The organism is Novosphingobium sp. (assembly GCF_036820275.1).
Lineage (GTDB): Bacteria > Pseudomonadota > Alphaproteobacteria > Sphingomonadales > Sphingomonadaceae > Novosphingobium.
Map to the genome: position 1 here is coordinate 13,385 of NZ_DAISLT010000010.1, position 21,955 is coordinate 35,339.

The 21,955-nt window shown below is 65.6% G+C and carries 25 protein-coding genes; 8 read left to right on the forward strand and 17 right to left on the reverse strand.

What is annotated here, in order from left to right; genetic code table 11:
• Nucleotides 1-98: 98 nt before the first annotated feature.
• Nucleotides 99-677 (reverse strand): nitroreductase family protein, encoded by a 579-nt coding sequence (locus V7066_RS09940; RefSeq protein ID WP_334182890.1) that lies wholly within the window; start codon nucleotides 675-677, stop codon nucleotides 99-101.
• Between the two features lie 244 nt (nucleotides 678-921).
• On the opposite strand from V7066_RS09940, the gene ygfZ reads away from it, so the two are divergent.
• Nucleotides 922-1,680, forward strand: coding sequence for a CAF17-like 4Fe-4S cluster assembly/insertion protein YgfZ (gene ygfZ, locus V7066_RS09945; RefSeq protein ID WP_334182891.1), 759 nt, complete (start codon nucleotides 922-924; stop codon nucleotides 1,678-1,680).
• Between the two features lie 12 nt (nucleotides 1,681-1,692).
• Here the strand turns inward: ygfZ and V7066_RS09950 are convergent, their stop codons facing one another.
• The 4 genes from V7066_RS09950 to rplU form a co-directional block, all read right to left on the reverse strand.
• On the reverse strand, nucleotides 1,693-2,241 hold the full coding sequence (locus V7066_RS09950; protein WP_334182892.1) for a GNAT family N-acetyltransferase: 549 nt from the start codon (nucleotides 2,239-2,241) through the stop codon (nucleotides 1,693-1,695).
• A 181-nt stretch (nucleotides 2,242-2,422) separates the two neighbouring features.
• Complete coding sequence (locus V7066_RS09955) at nucleotides 2,423-3,010, reverse strand: GNAT family N-acetyltransferase (protein WP_334182893.1); 588 nt, start codon at nucleotides 3,008-3,010, stop codon at nucleotides 2,423-2,425.
• A 260-nt stretch (nucleotides 3,011-3,270) separates the two neighbouring features.
• The gene (rpmA, locus tag V7066_RS09960) at nucleotides 3,271-3,540 is read right to left on the reverse strand and encodes a 50S ribosomal protein L27 (RefSeq protein ID WP_021233962.1); all 270 of its coding nucleotides are present in this window, start codon (nucleotides 3,538-3,540) and stop codon (nucleotides 3,271-3,273) included.
• A 24-nt stretch (nucleotides 3,541-3,564) separates the two neighbouring features.
• On the reverse strand, nucleotides 3,565-3,861 hold the full coding sequence (gene rplU / locus V7066_RS09965; protein WP_132268078.1) for a 50S ribosomal protein L21: 297 nt from the start codon (nucleotides 3,859-3,861) through the stop codon (nucleotides 3,565-3,567).
• A 269-nt stretch (nucleotides 3,862-4,130) separates the two neighbouring features.
• Between rplU and V7066_RS09970 the strand changes: the two genes are divergently transcribed.
• On the forward strand, nucleotides 4,131-4,703 hold the full coding sequence (locus V7066_RS09970; protein ID WP_334182894.1) for a hypothetical protein: 573 nt from the start codon (nucleotides 4,131-4,133) through the stop codon (nucleotides 4,701-4,703).
• 411 nt (nucleotides 4,704-5,114) lie between these two features.
• Here V7066_RS09970 and V7066_RS09975 read toward each other — a convergent pair whose 3' ends face one another.
• Complete coding sequence (locus V7066_RS09975; protein ID WP_334182895.1) at nucleotides 5,115-5,777, reverse strand: YggS family pyridoxal phosphate-dependent enzyme; 663 nt, start codon at nucleotides 5,775-5,777, stop codon at nucleotides 5,115-5,117.
• On the opposite strand from V7066_RS09975, the gene V7066_RS09980 reads away from it, so the two are divergent.
• The 3 genes from V7066_RS09980 to V7066_RS09990 all read left to right on the forward strand — a co-directional run bounded on the left by V7066_RS09980 (nucleotide 5,776) and on the right by V7066_RS09990 (nucleotide 9,263).
• Nucleotides 5,776-6,336, forward strand: a complete 561-nt coding sequence (locus tag V7066_RS09980) for a thiamine phosphate synthase (RefSeq protein ID WP_334182896.1) — start codon at nucleotides 5,776-5,778, stop codon at nucleotides 6,334-6,336. The genes V7066_RS09975 and V7066_RS09980 overlap by 2 nt on opposite strands.
• Before the next feature lie 111 nt (nucleotides 6,337-6,447).
• Nucleotides 6,448-8,844 (forward strand): FtsK/SpoIIIE family DNA translocase, encoded by a 2,397-nt coding sequence (locus V7066_RS09985; RefSeq protein WP_334182897.1) that lies wholly within the window; start codon nucleotides 6,448-6,450, stop codon nucleotides 8,842-8,844.
• Nucleotides 8,844-9,263, forward strand: a complete 420-nt coding sequence (locus V7066_RS09990; RefSeq protein ID WP_334182898.1) for a hypothetical protein — start codon at nucleotides 8,844-8,846, stop codon at nucleotides 9,261-9,263. Before V7066_RS09985 ends, V7066_RS09990 begins: the two co-directional genes overlap by 1 nt.
• A 211-nt stretch (nucleotides 9,264-9,474) precedes the next feature.
• On the opposite strand, the gene tatC is transcribed toward V7066_RS09990, so the two are convergent.
• The 8 genes from tatC to argS form a co-directional block, all read right to left on the reverse strand.
• Nucleotides 9,475-10,293 (reverse strand): twin-arginine translocase subunit TatC, encoded by an 819-nt coding sequence (tatC, locus tag V7066_RS09995; RefSeq protein ID WP_334182899.1) that lies wholly within the window; start codon nucleotides 10,291-10,293, stop codon nucleotides 9,475-9,477.
• Between the two features lie 36 nt (nucleotides 10,294-10,329).
• Nucleotides 10,330-10,737, reverse strand: coding sequence for a Sec-independent protein translocase protein TatB (gene tatB / locus V7066_RS10000; RefSeq protein WP_334182900.1), 408 nt, complete (start codon nucleotides 10,735-10,737; stop codon nucleotides 10,330-10,332).
• Nucleotides 10,738-10,761: 24 nt separating this feature from the next.
• A complete protein-coding gene (locus V7066_RS10005; protein ID WP_334182901.1) occupies nucleotides 10,762-11,001 on the reverse strand; it encodes a twin-arginine translocase TatA/TatE family subunit in 240 nt (79 codons plus the stop codon).
• 107 nt (nucleotides 11,002-11,108) lie between these two features.
• Nucleotides 11,109-11,759: an SMC-Scp complex subunit ScpB gene (gene scpB, locus V7066_RS10010; protein ID WP_334182902.1), complete on the reverse strand. Its 651-nt coding sequence runs from the start codon at nucleotides 11,757-11,759 to the stop codon at nucleotides 11,109-11,111.
• A gap of 17 nt (nucleotides 11,760-11,776) precedes the next feature.
• Nucleotides 11,777-12,559, reverse strand: coding sequence for a segregation and condensation protein A (locus V7066_RS10015; protein WP_334183015.1), 783 nt, complete (start codon nucleotides 12,557-12,559; stop codon nucleotides 11,777-11,779).
• 44 nt (nucleotides 12,560-12,603) lie between these two features.
• On the reverse strand, nucleotides 12,604-13,614 hold the full coding sequence (nagZ, locus tag V7066_RS10020) for a beta-N-acetylhexosaminidase (RefSeq protein WP_334182903.1): 1,011 nt from the start codon (nucleotides 13,612-13,614) through the stop codon (nucleotides 12,604-12,606).
• Between the two features lie 262 nt (nucleotides 13,615-13,876).
• Nucleotides 13,877-14,674, reverse strand: a complete 798-nt coding sequence (locus V7066_RS10025; RefSeq protein WP_334182904.1) for an SPOR domain-containing protein — start codon at nucleotides 14,672-14,674, stop codon at nucleotides 13,877-13,879.
• 3 nt (nucleotides 14,675-14,677) lie between these two features.
• Nucleotides 14,678-16,426, reverse strand: coding sequence for an arginine--tRNA ligase (argS, locus tag V7066_RS10030; protein WP_334182905.1), 1,749 nt, complete (start codon nucleotides 16,424-16,426; stop codon nucleotides 14,678-14,680).
• An 80-nt stretch (nucleotides 16,427-16,506) separates the two neighbouring features.
• On the opposite strand from argS, the gene miaB reads away from it, so the two are divergent.
• Nucleotides 16,507-17,841, forward strand: coding sequence for a tRNA (N6-isopentenyl adenosine(37)-C2)-methylthiotransferase MiaB (gene miaB / locus V7066_RS10035; protein ID WP_334182906.1), 1,335 nt, complete (start codon nucleotides 16,507-16,509; stop codon nucleotides 17,839-17,841).
• Nucleotides 17,838-18,533: an alpha/beta fold hydrolase gene (locus V7066_RS10040; protein ID WP_334182907.1), complete on the forward strand. Its 696-nt coding sequence runs from the start codon at nucleotides 17,838-17,840 to the stop codon at nucleotides 18,531-18,533. Before miaB ends, V7066_RS10040 begins: the two co-directional genes overlap by 4 nt.
• 169 nt (nucleotides 18,534-18,702) lie before the next feature.
• On the opposite strand, the gene V7066_RS10045 is transcribed toward V7066_RS10040, so the two are convergent.
• Nucleotides 18,703-19,293 carry a hypothetical protein gene (locus tag V7066_RS10045; protein ID WP_334182908.1) on the reverse strand — a complete coding sequence of 197 codons (591 nt, stop codon included), beginning with the start codon at nucleotides 19,291-19,293 and terminating at the stop codon, nucleotides 18,703-18,705.
• A 166-nt stretch (nucleotides 19,294-19,459) separates the two neighbouring features.
• The gene (locus V7066_RS10050) at nucleotides 19,460-19,951 is read right to left on the reverse strand and encodes an RcnB family protein (protein ID WP_334182909.1); all 492 of its coding nucleotides are present in this window, start codon (nucleotides 19,949-19,951) and stop codon (nucleotides 19,460-19,462) included.
• Between the two features lie 278 nt (nucleotides 19,952-20,229).
• Here V7066_RS10050 and V7066_RS10055 point away from each other — a divergent pair, with 278 nt between their 5' ends.
• Nucleotides 20,230-21,261, forward strand: a complete 1,032-nt coding sequence (locus tag V7066_RS10055; protein WP_334182910.1) for a PhoH family protein — start codon at nucleotides 20,230-20,232, stop codon at nucleotides 21,259-21,261.
• A 24-nt stretch (nucleotides 21,262-21,285) separates the two neighbouring features.
• Here V7066_RS10055 and V7066_RS10060 read toward each other — a convergent pair whose 3' ends face one another.
• A complete protein-coding gene (locus V7066_RS10060; protein ID WP_334182911.1) occupies nucleotides 21,286-21,807 on the reverse strand; it encodes an NMCC_0638 family (lipo)protein in 522 nt (173 codons plus the stop codon).
• Nucleotides 21,808-21,955: the final 148 nt, after the last annotated feature.

The following is a 21,955-nucleotide window of genomic DNA, read 5'->3' on the forward strand; positions in this document are numbered from 1 at the left end:
ACCCGGTCCGCCCAAGGGAAAGGCGGACCGGGCTTGCAAAGACGCTCCGGTGACAGGAGGGGGAAGGGTCCGGAGCGCCCTATGCTTTTCCGGTTATATCAGGCGAACTTGCCGGCCTTGGCGATCTCGGCCACCGGCTTGCGGTTCGAGGCGACTTCGCGCTCCTGAAGGAATTCGGGAAGCTGGCTCTTGTCGCCCATCCTGCCGATGGCGAAGGCGGCTTCGAGGCGGTGGTCGGCGGGGATGCCGAGCGCCTTTTCCGCATCGCCGAACTTCAGGCCGGTCATGCCGTGGGTGTGATAGCCCAGCGCCTGCGCCTGAAGCGCGGCGAGCGCCCAGGCGGCACCGGCGTCGAAGCTGTGGCTGTGATTGTCCGAGTTACCCTTGTCCGAGCGCATCTGGCTATCGGAAACGACATAGACGATCGCCGAGGCATCCTTGGCCCAGCCCTGGTTGAACTCGATCAGCTGCGAGAGCAGCAAGTCCCAGTTGGCATCGCCCTTCTTCGCATAGAGGAAAGTCCAGGGCTGCACGTTGTAGGCCGAAGGCGCCCAACCGGCAGCTTCGAAGATCACGTCGAGGTCTTCCTGCGGAATCTCGCTGCCGTCGAAAGCGCGCGGCGACCAGCGATCGACGATCAGCTTTTCGACTTTGGGATGGGCAGTGCGTCCGGTCATCTCGGGTATCCTTGGCAGAGAGGTGAAATTCCTGAAGCGGGGGATAGCCTGCGAAAGAGCATCGGGGAATCGAGATAATTTAAACGGAACCGTTCCAATCTTTAGAAAAGCCGTCGATCCCTGCAGGGGCTGCGTTTCGGTAGCGGCCCCGATCGCCCCTGTCGTTTGCCTACTCCTTGCAGGTTGCGCTTTTTGCCGAATTCCGCGCCTTGCGCATGGGCGCGCCCTGCCCCACTTATCGGGCATGACCGCCAGCCGCCTGTTCGACCGCGCCCTTATCCGGCTCTCCCCCCGCCCCGATTCGAACGAAGACGTCGCCCAGTTCCTGCAGGGCCTCGTAACCGCCGACGTGACGAAAGTCCTGCCCACCTGGACGGCGCTGCTCTCCCCGCAGGGCAAGGCGCTGTTCGACTTCATCGTCTGGCCCGGAAGCAACAAGGCCGGCTGGGGCCTGCTGATCGACTGCGAGGCGGAAGTGGCCGACGCCCTGGTCAAGCGCCTGTCTATGTACCGCCTGCGCCGCGCCATCGACATTGTCCGCGACGATTCGCTGGCAGTCCACTGGCGCGCCCATTCCGGAGACGGCGCCGCCGCCGATCCGCGCCACCACGGCCTCGGCGAACGCTGGATCGCGCCGATCGATCCCACCAATCCTTCCGAAGCCGAGGGCGCCGATGACGCGTGGCGCGCCCACCGCCTGGCCATGGGCGTGCCCGAAGGCCGCGCCGAACTCGGCGAAGGCGAGACGCTCTGGCTGGAATGCAATGCCGTTGAACTGAACGGCGTCAGCTTCAACAAGGGCTGCTACGTCGGGCAGGAGAATACTGCGCGCATGAACTGGCGGCAGAAGATCAACCGCCGCCTGATCGTGGTGCCGCTCGCCCGCTCGGACGAAAAACGCCGCCGTGCCGCCTATCCCGAACTCGGGCTGGCCGTGGACCATCTGCGCGTGGAAGACATCGACCCCAAGCTCGCGCCGAAGTGGCTGGAGCTTCCGGCCTGACGAAACAGGCGCTCAGGCCGAAATCTCCGCTGCCGACTCCGCGTGAAGGAAAGGCCGCTCCACCAGATTGGCGACGTAGATTCTGGCCCGCACCGGCTCGCCGTGGCTGAAGCGTTCGCGCTCGGCCCCGCTGTCTGCGAAGCCGGTCTCCTCCAGAACGTCGCGCTTGGCGGGATTGTCGGCGAATTGACTCGCAACCACGCGGCGATGGCCCAATGCCCGGGCCTGCGCCAGCACCGCCCGCACCGCTTCGCGGGCAAAACCCCGTCCGCGATGGCAGGGGGCGATCCAATAGCCGAGTTCCACGTCGTCCTCGATCTGCCCTAGGCCGATGCCGCCCACCAGCTTGGGGCCACCGGGCGCGCGCAAATACATGAAGAAGTGCGGCAGGCGCGGATCGCGCGGTCTTGCAAGGTAATCGCGCATGGCCACCGTCGAACGCGGCAACTCGCTAGCGCCCAGGTTGCGCTCGGCAGCTTCGTCGGAAATGGCCTCAACGAGTTCGTCGACGTCTTCCGGCCAGGCGGGCCTCAGGAACAGTCTCTCCGTGCGGACGAACATGGGCAGTCCTCCGTTTTTTATTATTTTGCGCCCCATACTATGCACAAAGAGAGTTGCTTTGCACGGATTTTGCTACGGATCCTGCTGTAGCCGGGGGAACTGCCGCGGCGGTCTCTTCGGCGGATGTCGCCATCCTCCGAAGAGCGCCTTTTTATGAGATACTTACGCGAGAGATGGCAAATCAGGCCGCACGCTTGTCCGCGACGGTCTGGCCGCCGCCGAAACCGGGATTCGGACGGTCGTCATCGCAGTCGCCGGGCGAATCGAATTCCACCGCATATTCGCGCGAAAGACAGCTTGTCCCCCGGCCCTCGCTGAACCGTTCGACGACTCGGCCCGTGGGCCGGAAACCGACCTTCTCCAGCACGCGGCCCGAAGCCGGGTTGTCCACGAAGTGGCTGCCGACGATCCGCTTGTGGCCGATCGCCCGCGCCAGCGAGAGCACCGCCCGTGCGGCCTCGCTTGCAAAGCCCTGTCCCCAGTGCTCGCGGGCGATCCAGTAACCGAGATTGACCTCGCCATCGAGCAGGGAAAGACCGATGCAGCCGACGATCCGCGTGCCGTGGGCGCCGGGCTGGGTGATCAGGAAGCGCGGCAGCAGCATGTCCTGCGCTGCATCGAGGAAGCGCCGGGCATCCTCGCCCGTGTAGGGCCAGGGTGCGCGCGACAGATTGCGCACGACGCCCTCATCGGCGATCAGGGCCAGGAATTCTTCCTGATCCTCGGTCCAGCCGGGCCTCAGGAACAGCCGTTCGCTGCGAACGAACATAGAGTATCTCCACTCATCCGCCCCGCGCTTCCCCTAGGATTTGCGCGTGACATTGCGATTACGCACAACGTCCGAAGAGCCTGAAATATCCGCGCAAATTCGTAAGAAATTGTACGGGCTACCGCTCTGTGGAACCGCTGTGCCGTGCGTGAGGGAGACACGAAAAGAGGGAGACGGGCTGGCCCCTCTCCCTCGTTCAGCCGATCTGTGAAGATCGGCGGGACCATCCCGTAAGGATGGCCCTTTCATCGACCATCCGATTATTCGGCGGCTTCTGCCATGGCGTCTACCGACACGTACTTACGGCCGAGTTTGCCATCGTGGAAACGCACGCGACCTTCGGCGAGCGCGAACAGGGTATGATCCTTGCCCATGCCGACGTTCACGCCCGGATACACGCGGGTGCCGCGCTGACGGATGATAATGTTGCCGCCGATCACTTCCTGACCGCCGAACTTCTTAACGCCAAGGCGGCGGCCCGCAGAGTCGCGACCGTTGCGCGACGAACCGCCTGCTTTCTTATGTGCCATTGCTCAGTCCTTCCGATCTTTGGCTCAGGCGACCGACACGATGCGCAGCAGGGTCATCTGCTGGCGGTGGCCGTTCTTGCGACGATAGTTGTGGCGGCGGCGCTTCTTGAACACCACGACCTTTTCGCTCTTTGCCTGAGCGATGATCTCGGCCGAAACCGTGATCTTCGAGGCGTCAGCGACTTCGCCGTCGTTGCCGGCGAGCAGAACGTCGCCCAGCGTGATGGTCTCACCGGCTTCACCAGCCAGCTTTTCAACCGCGATCTTGTCTCCGGCGGCAACCCGATACTGCTTGCCGCCCGTGCGCACAACTGCGAACATGGTGCCCTTACCTAATCTCAATGAGCCCTAAACAGGCCGAAACAACTTTGCCCCGGCCGCTCTGGTCCAGGAAGGAACCGTGGAGCCTTGCGGGCGACGCACCGGCATCCCCATTTGCATGGGGTTCCGGAAAGAATGGTGCCGTTAGTCCAGCGACCGATTCGTGTCAACCAAGGAGTGGCCGGGGAAAGGCCCGAAATCGCGATTGGGCCATGGACTTGCCATGGATTGACGCTCGCGATCGTCCCTGACCATGCTATGGCAGGTCCATGATCCGCGCACCAGTCCGTTTCTCCGCCCATTCCTTGGGTTCTGCCCCGAAATCGGGGCTCATTTCCGCGCTTTCCCTGAGTCTGGCCCTGGGCCTGACAGCCTGCTCCACGGCGGGAAGCTACCCATCGCTGGCCTATCGTCCGGTGGAGCGCACCGCCATGCCGGCAGCCGCCGAACCGGCACCGCCGCCGATTCAGCTTCCCCCAGCGACGGCCGATCTGACCACCCGAATCGGCGGCCTCGTCGCTGCCGCACAGGCATCCGACAAGCAGTTCGCCGCCAAGCGCCCTGCCGCCGACCGCGCGGTTGCCGCAGCAGCGCGCGCAGCACGTACCAGCGATTCGTGGATTTCAGCGCAAGTCGCAGTCTCCGCACTTCAGGCGAGCCGCGACACGACCGTGGCGGCGCTGGCGGATCTCGATTCGCTCTATGCCGACGCCCGTCAGGCCGAGCCGGTCGAGGAATCGCCCAGCGCCAAGGCCATCGATACCGCGCGGGATCAGGGTCAGGCCCTCTTGAACGGCCAGAACGATGTCATCTCCGCGCTCGATGCCCGCCTGAAGGCCTGAATACGGCAAAACCCCTCCCCCTTGCGAGGGAGGGGTTCTCCGAACGAACCGATCCCGACCTGAAAGCCCCCCGGCTCAGGCGCGGATAGAGAGGTACGATTACCTCAGGCGGCGATGACGACGACGGCCGGTCCCCCACCCGGGATCAGCACGGGAAGCAGGGGGCCCTGAATGGCCGCCACGCCTGCGACCTTCCGCTCGGAGTTTCGATGCCGCGCATCCGGAACTGCCCCCAGTCCGATCCGCTACCTGACAGCCGTATCGCTGCCGGGCTTCATCCACGCCGGTCTCATCGCAGAACGACAAGGTCGGCGCAGATCGACATCTCCTTGCGAGCCCCATGCTCCCGTTTCGCGGCGAAAGATTTGACGCCGATCAAAAGGGAAAAATTCTCGCCCCTGGATTAGGGCCTCAGCCCCGCGCCCCGAACAGCGCGCTGCCCACGCGCACATGCGTCGCGCCGAGCATCACGGCGGTTTCGAAATCCTCGCTCATGCCCATAGAGAGCTGGTCGAGGCCGCTATCGCCTGCGATCTTCGCCAGCAGCGCGAAGAACGGCGCCGCTTCGATGCCAAGCGGCGGTACGCACATCAGACCGGCGATCGGAAGCTGCGCCTCGCGCGCAGAGGCCAAGAGCGCAGGCACTTCCGCGATCGCGCAGCCGCCCTTCTGCTCTTCGGCGCCGATGTTCACCTGCACGAAGCAGGGCACCCGGCGGCCGGTCTTGTCCATCGCCTTGCCCAGCGCGGTAACGAGCGAAGGCCGGTCCACCGAATGGATGCAATCGAACAGAGCCAGCGCATCCTCGGCCTTGTTCGACTGAAGCTGGCCGACGAGATGCAGCCGCACTTCGGGATTTTCCTCGCGCAGGGCAGGCCACTTGGCCTCGGCTTCCTGCACGCGGTTCTCGCCGAACACATGCTGGCCCTGCGCGATCAGGGGCGCGATCGCCTCGGCCGGGTGGGTCTTGGAAATGGCGACAAGTTCGACCGCGGCGGCTTCGCGCCCGGCGATGCGGGCGGCCTGGGCGATACGGGCGCGGATGTCTTCGAGAGGAGTTGCTGGCTGATCCATGGCGCGCTGCTATAGCGGCTTCGTGCCGAACCGCCACCCGCCTCTTCCCCAGATCTGGCTCATCAGCGACGCCCGCAACGACCACGCGCTGGAGCGGGCGCTCGCCCGCCTGCCGCGCGGATCGGGGCTGATCTATCGGCATTATCACCTCGATCCGGCGGCGCGGCGCGCCCGGTTCGATGCCCTCGCCCGCATGGCCCGGCGCTTCGGCCACCGCGTTATTCTGTCCGGAACCGCGCGGCAGGCACGGGCCTGGAACGCCGACGGCGCCTATGGAGCGGCGGAAAAGCTGGCCCCGGGTCCCACGACATTACGTCTCGCCACCGTCCACTCGCTGCACGAACTGGCCCGCGCCCACCGTGCTCGCGCCGATGCGGTGCTGCTCTCGCCGGTCTACCCGACGCGTTCCCATCCCGGCGCAGCGACGCTGGGGCCGGTGCGTTTCCACCTTCTCGCCGCACGATCCGCCGTTCCGGTCATTGCCCTGGGCGGCATGAACCGGCATCGCGCGCGCCATCTACCGTCGCGAAAATGGGCGGCGATCCAGGGCCTTGCCTGAATTGCAGCCGAGTCGCCCACAAGCCTGTTCCCGATCCATTCTTGACGGCGAGTCCCGCCGCAGCGCATTATCCGGGGCCTGATCAGAGCCCGATTTCAGGGGGAATTCCTAATGGCCACCCGGCCCCTCGCGCCCGGACGGCGTATCGCCAAGCCGAACTGGCGCGCCGTTCTCAAGCGCTCGCTGCGCCGCGCCTCCGAACTGAGCGGCGCCTTGACGCTGTTCGCGGCGATGGCCTTCCTTGCCCTCGCGCTGGTGAGCTATCACCAGACCGACCCCTCTGCCTCGACCGCTGCGGGCGGCCCGGCGCAGAACTGGATGGGTGCGGTCGGCGCCTGGGTGGCCGAGCGGGCGCTGGTGCTGTTCGGCCCGGTTTCGGCGCTTTTCGTTCCCCTGCTCTACGTCTTCGCCCGCAAGCTCTGGCTGCTGGTCGAGGAAGACGACAACGAGATCGAGCACTCCAACCAGCGCTGGTGGCTTCCAGTGGCCGTGCTAGCGATCGCGATGACGCTGATCGCCACGGTCATGTCGCTGGTCTTCACCGCGCCCGGCGGCGTGCTGCCCGCCTCGATGGGCGGCATCACCGGCCTGCTCGGCGCCAAGGCCGTGACCGGTCTCGCCGCTTTCGCGCCCGAGATCGTGCAGGGCTGGATCAAGCTGGTGCTGGCGCTGCTCTGCGCGCTCGCCGGTGTCGCGCTGGCGGGGCGGGTCTTCGCCGTCGACTGGGTGCGCCTGCTGACGCTGCCCGGCCGGATCGGACGTCTGCGCGGTGAAGGCGAGGCCGCCCCAGCCGCCTCCCCAAAGACCAAGGCGCGCGATATTGCCGAGGATGTCGACAAGCCCAAGGCTGCCCCCCGCATCGACGCTCCGCCCGCCGCGACCTTCGACGGCCCTGCGGAAAAGCCGCGCAAGGCGCCCGAGATCAGCGACCCCAAGGCCAGCGCCACCCCCGCGCAACTCAACATCGGCAACCGCCAGAAGGACATGTTCGACAAGTTCGTGCTGCCGGGCCTCGACCTGCTGAACGATCCGCCGCCGAATTCGCAGCCGAAGATCGACAAGCTCAGCCTCGAACGCAACGCGCGCCTGCTCGAAACCGTGCTCGACGACTTCAATGTGAAGGGCGAGATCACCGCCGTGCGCACCGGCCCGGTCGTCACGATGTACGAACTGGAGCCCGCCCCCGGCATCAAGTCCAGCCGCGTGATCGGCCTGGCCGACGATATCGCCCGCAACATGTCGGCGATCTCGGCCCGCGTCTCCTCGATCCCCGGCCGGACCGTCATGGGCATCGAATTGCCGAATGCCGACCGCCAGATGGTCTCCTTCAAGGAGATGGTCGCCTCCGAGGCTTTCGCCAATCACAAGGGCATGCTGCCCATCATCCTCGGCAAGGACATCGCCGGTGAGCCGGTGGTGGCCGACCTTGCGACGATGCCGCACTTGCTGGTCGCCGGTACGACGGGTTCGGGTAAGTCGGTCGGCCTCAACACGATCCTGCTCTCGCTGCTCTACCGCCTGACCCCGGCACAGTGCCGCCTGATCCTGGTCGATCCCAAGGTGCTGGAACTCAAGAGCTACGACGACATTCCGCACTTGCTCTCGCCCGTCGTGACCGAGCCGCCCAAGGCCGTGCGCGCGCTGAAGTGGGCGGTGGAGGAAATGGAGCGCCGCTATCGCCAGATGAGCGAGATCAGCGTGCGCAACCTCGCCAGCTTCAACGAGAAGGTCCGCGCCGCCGCCGCCAAGGGCAAGCCGCTCGGTCGCCGCATCCAGATCGGCTTCGATCCCGAAACGGGCGAGGAACTCTACGAGGACCGCCAGCTCGATTACGAGACGCTGCCGCAGATCGTCCTCATCGTCGACGAATTGGCCGACCTCATGGTCACCGTCGGCAAGGAAATCGAAGTGCTCATCCAGCGCCTCTCGCAGAAGAGCCGCGCGGCGGGCATCCACCTCATCATGGCGACGCAGCGCCCCTCGGTCGACGTCATCACCGGCGTCATCAAGGCCAACCTGCCGACCCGCGTGTCGTTCGCCGTCACCAGCCGCATCGACAGCCGCACCATCCTCGGCGAACAGGGCGCCGAACAGTTGCTGGGCAAGGGCGACATGCTCTACAAGCCCAGCTCCGACCCGGTGAAGCGCGTCCACGGCCCGTTCGTTTCGGACGAAGAGGTCGAACACGTCGCCGATCACTGGCGCGGACAGGGCAAGCCCGACTACGTCGATGCCGTCACCAACGAGCCGGAAGAAGGCTCGTTCGGCTTCGACGACCTCGATGCCACCGCGTCCGACCAGCCCGAAGAGCGCAAGTACCGTCAGGTCTGCCAGCTGGTGTTCGAGAACCAGAAGGTCTCGGTCTCGTGGCTCCAGCGTCAGATGGGCGTGGGCTACAACACGGCGGCCAAGTGGGTGGAACGCATGGAGCAGGACGGCTACGTCGGCCCCGCGAACCATGTCGGCCGCCGCGACATCTACCGCGACGAGAACGGATCGCCGCTCTGATGCGGGCGCTGCGGGGCGGGCTTTTTCTGCTGGGCCTGCTGGCAGCGCCCGCCGTCGCGGCAAGCACGGCGGCGGAGTGGCAGCGGCTCTTCGTACCTCAGGTCGAGAACCTGCTGGGGCGCCGCATCTACGTCGATAAAGCCAGTGTCCGCACCGGCATGATCGGGCGGCAGTTCCAGCAGATGCAGGTCCTGCTCCGGCCCAACGCGGGATATCCGGCGGGCACCCTGCTCTATACCGACCGCGCGGTGGACTGCGCCGGAAGCCGCGCACTGGCCTACCACTGGCGGATCGTTGGGCCGGACGGGGTCGTCTTGCGGGATTGGAGCGACACCAGCCCTGCGGTCTCCGGCGTGCAATGGGCCGGTGAGGACGGGCTTGTTCTCAAGTATGTCTGTACCGGCAGGTTGCCGCGGTAGGGTATAGGAAAGGAAGTCCTGGGGGATGATCCCCCAGACCCTCGGAATGTCGGCCTCGCGCGCGCATCATTGTCGTGCACTCACTGCCAGTGAGGTCTCCCGGCGTCATCGTCAGGCAACCGGCACCCCAGTCTCGTCATTGCGAGCGTAGCGAAGCAATCCAGAGCGGCTCTGCGCGACTCTAGATGCTTCTCTCACCCGACAACGTAATTCAGGCCGTCGGCGTGCCGGTCTCGACTTGGGTCTGCGCTTCTTCGTCCGCCTTACTACGCGCATCGCGCTTTTCGGTGAACCACATGAACAGCAGCGTGCCTTCGTAAAGCGCAAGCAGCGGGATCGCCAGCAGGAGCTGCGAGACGACATCCGGCGGGGTGGCCACGGCGGCGATGATGAAGATGCCGACGATGGCGTAGCGACGCGCGCCCACGCACTGCGCACGGGTGATGATCCCGGCACGGTTGAGCAGCATCAGCAAGACCGGCAGCAGGAAGCTGATGCCGAAGGCCAGGATGAACTGCATGACCAGCGCCAGATAGTCCCCGGTGCCCGGCAGCGCTTCCAGCTTGAGGCCGCCCTTCTGCCCTTCGAAGGTCAGGAAGAAGTGAAAGGCTGTGGGCATCACAACGTAATAGGCCAGCGCCGCGCCCATCGTGAAGAGGATCGGCGTCGCCACCAGAAACGGCAGGAACGCCTTCTTTTCCTTGGCGTAGAGGCCGGGAGCCACGAACTGCCAGATCTGGTTGGCGATCACCGGGAAGCTGACGAAGAACGCCGCGAACAGCGCAATCTTCACTTCCACGAAGAAGGCCTCGTAGAGCTTGGTGTAGATCAGCTTACCCTGCCCCGGCGGAAACGCCTCCGTCAGCGGACGGACGAGAAAGGCGAAGATGTCGCTGGAGAAATAGAAGCAGACCCCGAAAGCCACCGCGAAAGCCAGGAAGGCGCGCAGGAGCCGGGTGCGCAGCTCGACCAGGTGTTCGAGCAGCGGCGCCTGCGTATCGTCTATGTCTGAAATGCGGAAGGGCTGCATGGTGCGGCTTCTAAAAGAGGAACTTGGTCTGAAAGATCAGGGCGGCGGCGGCGGAAGATGCATTTCGGCCTGCTCCGAGGGCTTGGGCTTGGACGGAAGCTGGGCCTCCCCCGCTGCGCCCTCGGCAACCGGTGCATCGTCAGCCGGTTCGGGGAGCGAAGGCGTTTCCGAACCCGTCGGCGCCTGCATCTGGTTCATGTCGGGCAGAACGGGATTGGCCTTCATGATGGCCTCGTTCTGCTCACGCCACTTGCGTTCCATTTCCTCCAGTTCGGCCTCGCGCACCATGGCGTCGATGCCGGAGCGGAAATGGCCGGAGATCTTGCGCATCTTGCCGATCCATCGCCCGGCCGTCCGCATCGCCAAAGGCATATCCTTCGGGCCGATGACGACGACCGCCACGATGACGATCAGAAGCAGTTCTGAAGCACCTACGTCGAACATTGCGAGCGCCGGTCCGACGCGTTCTTAAGACTGCTCGGTCTTGTTCTCGGCCTTCGCCGGACTCACAGGAGCATCGCCCTGCTGGGCGGTGATCTGCGGGGCGGTGGTCGAGGAGGTCTTGTTCTCTTCCTCGTTCATGCCCTGCTTGAAGCTCTTGATGCCCTTGCCGAAGTCACCCATGATTTCCGACACGCGGCCGCGTCCGAACAGCACGAGCACGATCACCAGGACGATCATCCAGTGCCAGATCGAGAAGCTACCCATAACCTCAACTCCAAAAACCGTGCGGCCGATTCCGACCGCATAAAGCCCATCTAGGCATTTTACCGCGAACTTGCCAGTCCGTCATTGATATGACCAACTGCGGTCGCTTAGCGGTCATCTTCCGGGAAGAGGTCCGGATCGCCAAGGCCTTCCTTGTCGTCATCCTCAACTTCTTCATCTTCTCCAGGCACTTTTCCAGGACGCAGGCCGGTCTGGATCATCTCGTCATCCACAGGATCGAGCAGGCCCGCCGCCCGCAACTCCTCCAGCCCCGGCAGCTCCCGCAGCGAGCCAAGCCCGAAATGCGCCAGGAAATCGGGCGTCGTCGCGTAGATCACCGGACGGCCCGGCACTTCGCGGCGCCCGGCGACGCGCACCCAGCCCGCTTCCATCAGCACGTCGAGCGTGCCCTTGGCAGTCTGGACCCCGCGAATCGCCTCGATCTCGGCGCGGCTGACCGGCTCGTGATAGGCGACGATCGCCAGGACCTCGGTCGCTGCGCGCGAGAGGCGGCGCACGTCCTCCTTCTCGCGGCGCAGGAGATGCGCGAGGTCCGGCGCGGTCTCGAAGTGCCAGCGCTTGCCGCGCTCCACCAGCAGCACGCCCCGTCCTTCGTAGTCCGCGCGCAGCCGGGCGAGCGCCGGGCGCACGTCGGCCTGGCCGAGGTGATTGGATATCTGCTCGACCGTCAGCGGCTGCTCGGCGGCGAACAGCGTCGCCTCCACGGCGCGGACAAGGTCGTCCATCGGTTCTGTCATCTTACTTGCCAGCCATCTTACTTACAGGCCTTCAGGCGGAGCGGACCGAACGTCTGCTCCTGCGCGATCTCGGCCTTGCCGGTGCGCGCGAGTTCGAGAGCGGCGACGAAGCTGGAAGCCAGCGCCGAGCGTCGCAATTGCGGATTGGCCCAGCTTTCGCTCGCGGGAGGGAGGAAATCGCGAAGATCCATCCAGTCGAGCGAGACGCCGAGCATGGAGGACACGCGGGCGATGGCGCTGTCGAGCGTCATCACCATGCGCTCGCGGACCATGTGGACCACCGGCTGGCTGCGCACTTTCACGTCGCCATAGGCGCGCACGAGATCGTACCAAGAGCACTGCCACGCCGACTTGCGCTCCACCCGCAGCCCTTCCGGCGCACCGCGCACGAAAACGTCGCGGCCCAGCCGGTTGCGTCCCATCAGCCGCGCCGCCGCCTCGCGCATTGCCCCGAGGCGTTGGAGCCGCAATTGCAGTCGCAGCGCCAGTTCTTCGGGACTGGGATCGGCCTGTTCGTCCTTGGGCAGCAACAGCGCCGACTTCAGATAGGCGAGCCAGGCCGCCATCACCAGATAGTCCGCCGCCAGTTCCAGCCGCAGCGCCTCGGCCCGGTCGATATAGTCGAGATAGGCTGCGACCAGTTCGAGGATGGAGATGCGGCGCAAGTCCACCTTCTGCCGCCGCGCGAGGTCGAGCAGCAGGTCGAGCGGACCTTCCCAGCCCTCGATTTCCAGATAGAGCGCTTCCTTGCGGGCTTCGGCCCGCTCCTCGCCCTCCCAACCGGCGGCGGCATCGGCCAACCCGGTAGGCAGATCGAGGGGAAGTTCGGAAGGCGCGCCCACGCTTAGGCCGCCAGTGCCAGCAACGCGTCGCGACGGGCGAGCAGCTCTGCGTGGGTTCCGGTGGATTGCGCCCCCGCGACCGAGGCCAGCGCAAGGTCCAGCTTTTCCAGAGCCTGCGCGCTCATCGCCGGAACGCGGTTCGCGATGCCGATCATGTCGTCCATCTTCGCCCAGCAATTGAGCGCAATGTCGCAGCCCGCCGCGATCGCTTGTTCCGCCAGTTCGGGAACGCTGCCGGTGAGGGCCTGCATGTCGAGGTCGTCACTCATCAGCAGCCCCGTGAAGCCGATGCGCCCGCGGATGATCTCGCGGATCACGAAAGGCGAAAGCGTCGCCGGGTTCTCCGCATCCCATGCCGTGTAGCGCACGTGGGCGGTCATCCCGAAATGCGCGTTGTTCAGCGTGCGGAACGGCTCGATATCGCGTTCCAGCTCCTCCTCGCTCGCCTCGACGGTGGGGAGTTCCTTGTGACTGTCCGCCATCGCGCGGCCGTGCCCCGGAATGTGCTTCACACAGCCGACGATCCCGGCGCGCGCCAGCCCCTGAAGCGTCGCCCGCCCCAGCGCGGCAACGCGCATCGGGTCACCGCCGAACGAACGGTCCCCCACGATGTCGTGCGCGCCGGGGTGGCGTATGTCGAGCGGCGGGTGGGCATCGGCGGTCACGCCCACTTCGGCAAGGTCCCGCCCGAGCGCCTCGGCATTGTCCCGCGCCGCCTCGATGGCGCTGGCGGGAGCGAGATCGTAGAGCCTGTCGAACGCCTCGCCCGGCGGATAGGCGCACCACACCGGCGGCTTCATCCGCGTGACGCGGCCGCCTTCCTGGTCGATGGTGATGTAGAGCCGCTCGCGCCCATGGATGGCCCGCAGGTCGTCGGTCAGTGCACGGAGCTGCTCGCGGTCCTGCACATTGCGGCCGAACAGGATGTAGCCGGCCGGATCGGCATCGCGGAAGAACGCGCGCTCGTCGGCGCTGAGGGTCAGCCCGGAAAGGCCGAAAATGGCGGGTGTCATAAGCGCGGTTGGTCGCAGAATTCTGCGGTTTTCGCAAGAATTCGAGGTTCTGGAAGTGTGGACAGGAAAGGGAGAAGTCCTGGGGGATGATCCCCCAGACCCTCGGAATGTCGCCGTCGCGCGCTGCCTAATCGTCGTGCGCTCCTTGCGGCGCAGCCAATAAGTCTCCCGACGCGGCCATGGGCGCGCGACGTGGTCGGTCCGCGTGACCTAGACGGTAATGGGGGTGCAGGGGGGCTATGCTCCCCTGCTTATCCCTTCCTTACTGCTTAACCTGACAGCTCAACCCAGCCGACTTCATCCCGCCGCACAGCGCGCGCGCCGCCGCGAGATCGCCCGGCACGGCCTGGAGGCGGTAGACCTTGCCGATATCCGCCTGTCCCTCGACGATACGATGGCTGACGCCGGACAGTCCGGGGTACTGCACCTTCAGCGCATTCCAGCCCGCCTCGGCGGTGGGCTTCGAGGTATAGGCGCCGACTTGCACGCCCACGCCGGTTACGACCGGCTCCGGCTTGGCCGAAGCACTGGCCGACGGGGCGGGCTTGGGAGACGGTTGAGCGGCCGGCTGACTGTCGAAGCCCGGTCCCGGCGCTTCGCCCTGCCCGATCTGCGGCATGCGGGACTGGCCTTCGGCGACCGCGTAGCTGGTGTCGCCGGTGCCCGCCACCACGTCTCCGCCCGGATTTTCCGGCCGGGTCTTGTAGGGTTCCTTGGGGGCCTCGATCACGCCACCGCTGGCGACCAGCGGCTGCTCGGTCTTCTGGCGGGTCGCCCACCAGATGCCGCCGACGATCACGAGAATCGCGGCAACCGCCAGCGCGACGAGCAGCAGGGTCTGGCCGGAGCCGCCGCCTTGCTGGTCCTCGAACGCCTCGTCCTCGCCTTCGAGCCAGGGCAGGCGCACGTCCTCGTCACCGAGTTCGAGTTTTTTCGGAGCCTGCTCCGAACCCTCGAAGCCGGAGCCGGAGCGCCCCGCGTTCAGGTCGTCATGGAAGGACCCTCTGCGGCTTTCGCCGTCCCGGTCCCCGCCTTCCTGATTCTGGCCCCAATTCGCCATGACTTACATTTCCTCCACTGCCTCGACGCCGAGCAGCGCGAGACCATTGCGGACAAGCTGCCCGATCTGCGCGGCCAGGAAAAGCCGTGCGCCGGTCAGGTTAGCGTCGGCAACGTTAACGAAGCGCTTTTCGACGCGGTCGTTGCCGAGGTTCCAGTAGCCGTGGAAGGCCGCGGCGACATCGCCGAGGAAGAAGGCGATGCGGTGCGGCTCGCGCGCGGCGGCAGCGGCTTCGACGATGCGGGGGAACTGCGCGGCCAGCTTGACCAGTTCCAGTTCCTCTTCGCCCAGCAGTTCGAGGTGCTCGGCCGAGGGGGTGAAGCCACCCTCGGCGAGGCCCTTGCGCAAAGTCGAGTGAACGCGGGCATTGGCGTACTGCACGTAGAACACCGGGTTGTCCTTCGAGGCTTCGACCACCTTGGCGAAGTCGAAGTCCATCTGCGCTTCCGGCTTGCGGGTCAGCATGGTGAAGCGCACCACGTCCTTGCCCACTTCGGTGACGACTTCGGCCAGGGTGACGAAGTTGCCCGAACGCTTGGACATCTTCACCGGCTCGCCGTCGCGCAGCAGCTGGACCATCTGCACCAGCTTGATTTCGAACGGGGTGGGTTCGCCATCCGCACCCGTCATCGCGGCAACCGCAGCCTTGATGCGCTTGACGGTGCCCGCGTGGTCCGCACCCCAGATGTCCACCAGCGCATCGGCGCTCTGGGCCTTCTGGAAGTGGTAGGCCAGATCCGCGCCGAAATAGGTCCAGGTGCCGTCCGACTTCTTGATCGGGCGATCCTGATCGTCGCCGAACGCAGTCGACTTGAACAGCGGCAGTTCCACCGCTTCCCAGTCCTCAAGCGTCTTGCCCTTGGGCGCTTCAAGCACGCCGTCATAGACGAGGCCCTTCGAACGCAGCCATGCCTCGGCCTCGTCCGGCTTGCCGGAGGCCTGAAGCTCGGCTTCCGAGGAGAAGAGGTCGTGGTGGATGCCGAGCAGGCCGAGGTCCTGCTTGATCATCACCAGCATGGCGGCAACGGCCTTCTCACGGAACAGCGTCAGCCATTCCGATTCGGGGGCAGCGACATATTTGGTGCCGAATTCGGCCGCGAGCTGCTGGCCGACGGGAATCAGGTAGTCGCCGGGATAGAGGCCCTCGGGGATCGAACCGACCGCCTCGCCCAGGGCCTCGCGGTAGCGGACGTGCGCCGAGCGGGCGAGCACCTGCACCTGCGCACCGGCATCGTTGACATAGTATTCCTTGATGACCTTGTGGCCCGCATATTCGAGCAGCGTGGCCAGCGCATCGCCGACCACGGCACCGCGGCAGTGGCCCATGTGCATCGGGCCGGTCGGGTTGGCCGAGACATATTCGATATTGACGGTCGTACCGCCGCCCATCTCGGAGCGGCCATAGTTCGATCCCAGCGCGCCGATCGCGCGCAGTTCGGCGATCCAGGTCGCAGCCGAGAGGCGCAAGTTGATGAAGCCCGGCCCGGCGATCTCGGCCGAAGTCACAGCGTCGAGCTTCGACAGTTCCGCCACCAGCGCCTCGGCCAGATCACGCGGCTTCATGCCTGCGGGCTTGGAGAGAACCATCGCCGCATTGGTCGAGAGGTCGCCGTGCGAGGCATCGCGCGGCGGCTCGACCGTGATCGCGCTTCGCTTCAGACCGCCGGGCAGCGTGCCGGCTGCTTCGAGCGCATCGAGCGCGGCGTTGAGGTGGCCTGCGAAGGCGGCGTAAAGGGTCTGGTTATCGCTCATGACGCGCGCGATTAGCCGGGAATCGCGGATAAACCAACCTCCGCTTCAAAATCGGCTGCAATTCCGCTAGGCGAGCGCCCATGCCTACCACCCAGATTCCCAGGACCTACCGGGTCAAGAGCTTCGGCTGCCAGATGAACGTCTATGACGGCGAGCGCATGGGCGAACTGCTGGCCGAGCAGGGCATCACTGCCGCGCCGGAAGGCGAAGAGGCCGACCTGGTCGTGCTCAACACCTGCCATATCCGGGAAAAGGCGGCGGAAAAGGTCTATTCCGACATCGGCCGCCTGCGCCGCACGGACGGTTCCTCGCCGCTGATCGCGGTGGCGGGCTGCGTCGCCCAGGCCGAGGGCGACGAAATCATGAAACGCTCGCCCGCCGTGAAGATGGTGGTCGGCCCGCAGGCCTATCACCGCCTGCCGGAGATGATCCGCGTCGCCGCCGAGGGCAAGCGCGTCACCGATACCGACATGCCCGCCGAAACCAAGTTCGGCGCCCTGCCCCGTCGCAGGCGCTCGGGTCCGACCGCGTTCCTCACCGTGCAGGAAGGCTGCGACAAGTTCTGCACTTATTGCGTCGTCCCTTATACGCGCGGCGCCGAGGTTTCGCGGCCCCATGCCGACCTGATCGACGAGGCCCTGCGGCTGGTCGATGCCGGGGCGCGCGAGATCACCCTGCTCGGGCAGAACGTCAACGCATGGACGGGCGAGGATGCGAAGGGGCGTAAGGTCGGCCTCGACGGACTGATCCGTGAACTCGCCGATATTCCCGATCTCGCCCGCATCCGCTACACCACCAGCCACCCCAACGACTTCACCGAAGGCCTGATCGCCGCGCATGGCGAAGTGGCGAAGCTGATGCCGTTCCTCCACCTGCCGGTACAGGCGGGCAGCGACCGCGTGCTCAGGGCGATGAACCGAAGCCACACGGCCGAGAGCTATCTGAAGGTGCTGGAAAAGGTCCGCACGGCGCGGCCCGATATCGCGCTTTCGGGCGACTTCATCGTCGGCTTCCCAGGCGAGACCGATGCCGAGTTCGAGGAGACGCTCGCGCTGGTCGATGCGGTCGGCTACGCGCAGTGCTTCAGCTTCAAGTACAGTCCCCGCGCAGGCACCCCTGCCGCAACGATGACGCAGCAAGTGCCCGCCGAAGTCATGACCGAGCGCATCATGCGCCTCCAGGCCGCGCTCGGCCGCGACCAGACCGCCTTCAACGCGGCCTCGGTCGGCAAGACCTGCGAGGTCCTGGTCGAACGCAAGGGCAAGCTGCCCGGACAGTGGCTCGGCAAGTCGCCGTGGTTGCAGTCGGTCTATTTCGAAGGCGACGTGGCCGTGGGCGATCTGGTGAAGGTGGAACTGGTCGACAGCGGCTACAACGCCGTGTCCGCCAGACTGCTGGAGACCCTGGCCGCGTGACCGAAAGGCAGGCACTGGTCCTGGTTCCGGGCCTTTCGTGCGACCGCCACGTCTGGCAGGCGCAGATCGCGGGACTGGCGGATATCGCGGACGTGACCGTCGGCGATACGCTGCACGACGATTCGATTCCGCTGATGGCCGGCCGCGTGCTGGACGCCGCGCCGGAACGGTTCGCCATCGCCGGGTTCTCGATGGGCGGCTACGTCGCGATGGAGATCTGGCGCCGCGCCCCGGAACGGGTCATGCGCCTTGCGCTCGTCGATACCAATGCCCGCGCCGATACCGAGGAGCAGGCGGCACTGCGCCGCGCCGCCATCGCCACGGCCCGTTCGCGCGGGTTCGAGCACGTTCTGCGCGGATCGCTGCGCCAGCTCGTCGCGCCGGACTGCCCGGAAGCGCTGTTCGAAGAGGTCGTCCAGATGGCCCTGCGCGTCGGCTTCGGCACCTACATGGACCAGCAGGCAGCCATCATCGACCGCGCCGATTCGCTGGAGACGCTGGGCACGGTGACGGTTCCGGCGATGGTCATGGTCGGCGAGGCGGACGCCCTCACCCCGCCGCGTCTGGCCGAGGAAATGGTGCGGGCGCTGCCCGGCGCTGTCTACGAGGTGATCGCGGATGCCGGACACATGGCGCCGATGGAGCAGCCAGAAGCGGTCAATGCCGCGTTCCGGCGCTGGTTGACCGCTTAGGCGGCGATTTTCGCGCTGCCCTTTGCCCCTTACACTGCCGTCATCCTGAACTTGTTTCAGGATCCATTTCTGACCATCGACGGTGGCTTAATCGGCACGATGGATCCTGAAACAAGTTCAGGATGACGAAGAGTAATACACAAGGGTCAGGAATAACCCCGACTACAGTTCAATCGAGCGGCTTGAGGGCATCCTCGGCGATCAACGGTTTGCTGATCGGCGCTGCGTCTGCGCTCACTTCCGCGCTGGCATTGCCGGGGTAGCGCCGGCCGGTGAAGCGCAGGCGCGAGACGCCTTCCGCCATGCCGCCGCCCGAAACGCTGACGGCCAGATCGCGCCAACCGTGGGACTTGCTGTCCAGCACGCCGACCGGAAGCTGCACCACGCTGGTCTCGCTCACCTGAATCAGATCGCCGTCCTGACGCTTGAGCACCGCGAGATTGCAGCCCCCGGTGCCGCAGAACATTGGCCCGCCGAGATAGACCAGCACTTCGGGCGTACCGTCGCCGTCGAGGTCGGTCTCCGCCGTGGCATATTGCAGCTTGCCGAGATCGCTGGAGACCGCGTCCTTGTGATGGGCACGAATCCAGTCCTCCGCCGTCATCGGCGCGGCTTCGGTCACATCCTCGACCGGCTCGGCGCTGGCCGAGGCGGTAGGTTCGGACGGCGCGGCGTCCTTCTTGCAGGCGGCCAGCGACAGACCGAGCGCGAGCAGCGGGGCGAAAGCGAGAGCCGTCCTGGCGGAAGTTGTCCTTCTCATCGCGCAAGGCTAGCCGCTTGCCCGCCCCGCCCGCAAGAGCGCTTCATCGCATCGGCGACACGACCCGAAGGACGCCGATCCTACGAAAGGAGCCTCCGGTATGCACCGGAGGCTCCTCGCGACCCGCCAGGGACTCGGCGGCTTGGAAGGGGGCTTTTTTAAGCGCTTACCAGAAGAAGCCGTTGTTGACGGCAACCACCTGGCCGTTGCGCATGTTCACCATGACCACGTCGTTGCCGTAGCGGACCCAGCGGTGGCCGGCGCGCGGTGCGGGCAGGCGATAGCGACCATAGTCGTTCACCCAGTAGCGGCTGCCGTAGTAGTTCGGCTGGAAGCGGTGGCCGATGGCGACCGGGCGATACTGGTAGCCGCGCGGGCCCTGATAGGCGGGGCGGCGGAAATCATTGCGGTGGCTCTGGCGATAGTCGCGCCAGTCCTCGCGCAGTTCGCGGCGCGAACTGTTCAGGTCGCGGCGGGCTTCGCGAACGTCGCGGCGATCGCCGTAACGCTGCGCCTGACGCAGATTGCGCTCGTCGTGGCGGACGTCGCGGGCGCTTTCGCGGACCTCGCGGCCGCTCTGGGCAGAGGCCATGGTGGGCACCGCCGCGGCGGGAATGAGAACGCTCGCTGCCAGGGCGGCCATGATGAACTTGCGCATTGTGCTTCTCCTTGAACCGATCGGACCGAAGAGCCCTGAAGGGTTCTGGCCGGTCTGTGAGTTCAGGTTTGCACCACGCAAGATGAACGAACTTAAAATGTTGTTTGCAGGAAAATTTCAGGTTTGTCTTAGCCCTGCGACAAATCGCCGGAGAGCGCGCCGAAACGGGCGGTTATCCCCCATGAGCTGCGCAATTTTCCGATAGAGACGCCTTGCGGTAAGCGACGCGCGGAGCCATCTTCAAGACAGAACGAAGCATCCTCATCTGAAAGGAGCACATGGCCCGCAAAGCAGCACGTGCCGGTGAAACGGCGCAGTTCAGGCCCGAAGCACATCGCCGGGCGCGTGTCGAAGTCGAGTTCGACGAACAGACTTTGCTGGGGGCCTTGTTCGGCCAGTTCGATGCCAATCTCGTACAGGTCGAAAATCGCCTCGGCGTCTACATTGCCGCGCGCGGCAACAAGATCCAGATCGAAGGCCCGGAAGACGCCGTCGCCCGCGCCCGCGACACGCTCAAAAGCATGTACCACCGGCTGGAGCAGGGCCAGGCGCTCGATTCCGGCGCGGTCGAGGCGCTGATCGTCATGTCCGCCGAACCGACGCTGGAGGGGATCATCTCCGGCGATACCGGCGCCCCGCCGATCATGATCCGCACCCGCCGCAAGACGATCGTGCCGCGCTCGGCCATGCAGATCGAGTACATGCGCGCGCTCGCCCGCTCGGACGTGATCTTCGCGCTCGGCCCGGCAGGCACCGGCAAGACCTACCTTGCGGTGGCCCAGGCGGTTTCGCAGCTGATGACCGGCTCGGTCCAGCGCTTGATCCTCTCGCGCCCCGCCGTGGAAGCGGGCGAGAAGCTGGGCTTCCTGCCCGGCGACATGAAGGACAAGGTCGATCCCTACCTGCGGCCTTTGTATGACGCGCTCTACGACTGCATGCCGCCCGAACAGGTGGAACGCCGCCTTGCTTCCGGCGAGATCGAGATCGCGCCGATCGCCTTCATGCGCGGCCGCACGCTGGCCGATGCGTTCGTCATCCTCGACGAAGCGCAGAACACCACGCGCGAGCAGATGAAGATGTTCCTCACCCGCTTCGGCCAGAACAGCCGCATGGTCGTCTGCGGCGACCCCCGGCAGGTCGACATCCCCGGCGGCGACCGCATGAGCGGCCTCGCCGACGCGGTGAGCCGGCTGGAGGGCGTGGAAGGCATCGACGTGACGCGGTTCACCGTACAGGACGTGGTGCGCCACCCGATCGTCGGCCGCATCGTCGAGGCTTACGAGGGGCCGCTCAGCCAGTACGAGCAGTAAGCAAAGCCGACGGCCACGGATGCGTCATTCGCTCGTGGTCGTCGTCCGATCATAGGCTTGATGGACGAAGCGGAGCACATATCCGGTCTCGCCGATGGCGCGCCGCCCTTCGTTGTTGATGCTCTGCTCGATGAACAACAGACTTTCGACGCTTTCGTCGGCTTGGTCCGTCTTCCGGCCGAATGCCGTCATCGAAGCCTTGATGTGCACCTGGTTGACGTCCTGATCGAAGGCCTTCTCAGTGATCGAACCCTCGCGCGCATTGGCTTTGGCATAGGCATCGCGAACCGTGATGTAGGGCCGTATGTCCGGCATGCGCGGCGCATTCCACCGAACCGAACAGGCATGGAACGGCGGAAACTCCAGCCAGACCGTGGTGGACTCACCGGGCAAGCGCCAGCCTCGCGCCGGATCGTCGTTCATCGTGACCTTGACTTCTTGCGCGGACATCTCCTGCGCACCGCGTTCTTTCAGGAGTGCAACGACGGCATCATCTTCGGGAAACGCATGAAGGCAGACTTCGTCATATAACGACACCATCCGCATCAGGTTTTCATCGACCCCGTCGGAACCGGCAGCGGCTGCCAGAGCAAGAAATAGCGCCATTATCGTTCCCCCTCATCGCGCGCGCCTTATCGCAATCGCCCACATCGCCGCTTCTGGGACGAAAATCTTCCGTCGGCAACAGCTTACG

Bases quoted from the DNA above. Each gene is read 5' to 3' on its own strand.
- V7066_RS09940 (WP_334182890.1), bottom strand. From the start codon at position 677: ATGACCGGACGCACTGCCCATCCCAAAGTCGAAAAGCTGATCGTCGAT.
- ygfZ (WP_334182891.1), top strand. From the start codon at position 922: ATGACCGCCAGCCGCCTGTTCGACCGCGCCCTTATCCGGCTCTCCCCC.
- V7066_RS09950 (WP_334182892.1), bottom strand. From the start codon at position 2,241: ATGTTCGTCCGCACGGAGAGACTGTTCCTGAGGCCCGCCTGGCCGGAA.
- V7066_RS09955 (WP_334182893.1), bottom strand. From the start codon at position 3,010: ATGTTCGTTCGCAGCGAACGGCTGTTCCTGAGGCCCGGCTGGACCGAG.
- rpmA (WP_021233962.1), bottom strand. From the start codon at position 3,540: ATGGCACATAAGAAAGCAGGCGGTTCGTCGCGCAACGGTCGCGACTCT.
- rplU (WP_132268078.1), bottom strand. From the start codon at position 3,861: ATGTTCGCAGTTGTGCGCACGGGCGGCAAGCAGTATCGGGTTGCCGCC.
- V7066_RS09970 (WP_334182894.1), top strand. From the start codon at position 4,131: ATGATCCGCGCACCAGTCCGTTTCTCCGCCCATTCCTTGGGTTCTGCC.
- V7066_RS09980 (WP_334182896.1), top strand. From the start codon at position 5,776: ATGGCGCGCTGCTATAGCGGCTTCGTGCCGAACCGCCACCCGCCTCTT.
- V7066_RS09975 (WP_334182895.1), bottom strand. From the start codon at position 5,777: ATGGATCAGCCAGCAACTCCTCTCGAAGACATCCGCGCCCGTATCGCC.
- V7066_RS09985 (WP_334182897.1), top strand. From the start codon at position 6,448: ATGGCCACCCGGCCCCTCGCGCCCGGACGGCGTATCGCCAAGCCGAAC.
- V7066_RS09990 (WP_334182898.1), top strand. From the start codon at position 8,844: ATGCGGGCGCTGCGGGGCGGGCTTTTTCTGCTGGGCCTGCTGGCAGCG.
- tatC (WP_334182899.1), bottom strand. From the start codon at position 10,293: ATGCAGCCCTTCCGCATTTCAGACATAGACGATACGCAGGCGCCGCTG.
- tatB (WP_334182900.1), bottom strand. From the start codon at position 10,737: ATGTTCGACGTAGGTGCTTCAGAACTGCTTCTGATCGTCATCGTGGCG.
- V7066_RS10005 (WP_334182901.1), bottom strand. From the start codon at position 11,001: ATGGGTAGCTTCTCGATCTGGCACTGGATGATCGTCCTGGTGATCGTG.
- scpB (WP_334182902.1), bottom strand. From the start codon at position 11,759: ATGACAGAACCGATGGACGACCTTGTCCGCGCCGTGGAGGCGACGCTG.
- nagZ (WP_334182903.1), bottom strand. From the start codon at position 13,614: ATGACACCCGCCATTTTCGGCCTTTCCGGGCTGACCCTCAGCGCCGAC.
- V7066_RS10025 (WP_334182904.1), bottom strand. From the start codon at position 14,674: ATGGCGAATTGGGGCCAGAATCAGGAAGGCGGGGACCGGGACGGCGAA.
- argS (WP_334182905.1), bottom strand. From the start codon at position 16,426: ATGAGCGATAACCAGACCCTTTACGCCGCCTTCGCAGGCCACCTCAAC.
- miaB (WP_334182906.1), top strand. From the start codon at position 16,507: ATGCCTACCACCCAGATTCCCAGGACCTACCGGGTCAAGAGCTTCGGC.
- V7066_RS10045 (WP_334182908.1), bottom strand. From the start codon at position 19,293: ATGAGAAGGACAACTTCCGCCAGGACGGCTCTCGCTTTCGCCCCGCTG.
- V7066_RS10050 (WP_334182909.1), bottom strand. From the start codon at position 19,951: ATGCGCAAGTTCATCATGGCCGCCCTGGCAGCGAGCGTTCTCATTCCC.
- V7066_RS10055 (WP_334182910.1), top strand. From the start codon at position 20,230: ATGGCCCGCAAAGCAGCACGTGCCGGTGAAACGGCGCAGTTCAGGCCC.
- V7066_RS10060 (WP_334182911.1), bottom strand. From the start codon at position 21,807: ATGCGGATGGTGTCGTTATATGACGAAGTCTGCCTTCATGCGTTTCCC.